The sequence below is a fragment of the Shewanella sp. 11B5 genome, from assembly GCF_002836795.1.
GTDB classification, from domain to species: Bacteria; Pseudomonadota; Gammaproteobacteria; order Enterobacterales; family Shewanellaceae; genus Shewanella; species Shewanella frigidimarina.
In genome coordinates, this window is the sequence record NZ_PJAP01000100.1 from 1 (window position 1) to 1,287 (window position 1,287).

1 protein-coding gene is annotated in these 1,287 nt (G+C 38.8%); it reads right to left on the reverse strand.

Features of this window, described 5'->3' with window-relative positions; translation table 11 throughout:
- Nucleotides 1–493: 493 nt before the first annotated feature.
- Nucleotides 494–1,159 carry a class I SAM-dependent methyltransferase gene (locus CXF78_RS00835; RefSeq protein ID WP_059746124.1) on the reverse strand — a complete coding sequence of 222 codons (666 nt, stop codon included), beginning with the start codon at nt 1,157–1,159 and terminating at the stop codon, nt 494–496.
- Nucleotides 1,160–1,287 lie beyond the last annotated feature (128 nt).

Below are 1,287 nucleotides of genomic sequence, written 5' to 3' on the forward strand. Positions count from 1 at the left end.
CAGGTTTAAGTTTAATTCTGATAGCCATGGTATTGCCTAATGTAAAGTATAAAAGGGGTAAAAAGAGTTACCGCGCTCCCGATAACGATGGCATATAAACCTAATCGTAATTCATTATTTACTTGGGGGTAATGACTCAATAATTGAATGCATTAGCCTGGGGGCGACGAAGTGGGATCATAGCCTGTTTTGAGCCTAAAAACCTGACAAATAATTAAATGGTAAGCCTAGAGTTGTATGGTTAACGTCAATTCTGATGATTGAATTAATAATTATTGTTTATTCCATCATGTATTAACGGTTTTTTGTTGAGTTGGAGTGAGCTTAAAGGTTGATGCGCAATCAAGTATGGCTACATGATAGTGATGATCGACTGATTAACGAGATGCTTTTGCTCACAGCTAAAACAACCCAACAAGCATTCAGCGGCAACGATGCCCCCAGTATTTGAACACACTGATTATTGGTACTAGATAGTGACAATGATACTTGATTAGGCAACGACATTACCACGCGAAAAAACCAGAATGTAGCCTTTAAAGGGCAGTGCTAAATAGTCGGTGTGTATTGGTTTAAAATGGCTGCTGATAAAACCGAACTCTGCTAATTTTACACTGAGTTTATTTTTTCGGCCTCGGCCTGGGTCTACGATAATGACGTCACATTTTTCACTGGCATGGTTTTTAATAAAATAAGCCAATAACTGCACATGCTCATCTTCGTACAATAAATCACTGCCGATGATGACATCAAAGAGTCCCAGCTTGCTGGTATCATTGGCCCAATCTACTCGCTCAAAAGCAATGTTTTTACCATTGTTGAGTTTTGTGTTTCGATTAAGGAACTGCTCAACTTCTGGGTGATAGTCGGTTGCGGTTATATCGGCATGTTTTTCATTAAGAAGTAAGCTTGATAGTGCTATTCCACAGCCTATTTCTAGAATTCTTTTACCTTCGGTTTTGTAATCCAACATATAGTTAGCCAGCACTAAACTTGATGGCCATACAATGCCAAAAATAGGCCAGCTCGCAGAGGATATTCCAAGTTTTTCAGCTATGCCTGTAGGGTCATAAAATTCTTGATTATTACGTAAGGTACATAGATGAACATCTATGTCACCAAATTCAACTGTTTGGTAGCTTAAGCGTAGAGCTGTCATTGGGCCGTCTCAAAAATTGAGCGCTCAGCCAGCTATCGAGGACAAATAAATGACAAAACGAAGAGGTTTTAGTTAGGTTATAGCAGTTCGTTAGAAAGGCAATGTATTTAATAACGGTCAGGTTTTAT

Coding starts and splice junctions, on each gene's coding strand:
- CXF78_RS00835 (WP_059746124.1), bottom strand. CDS start 1,159: ATGACAGCTCTACGCTTAAGCTACCAAACAGTTGAATTTGGTGACATA.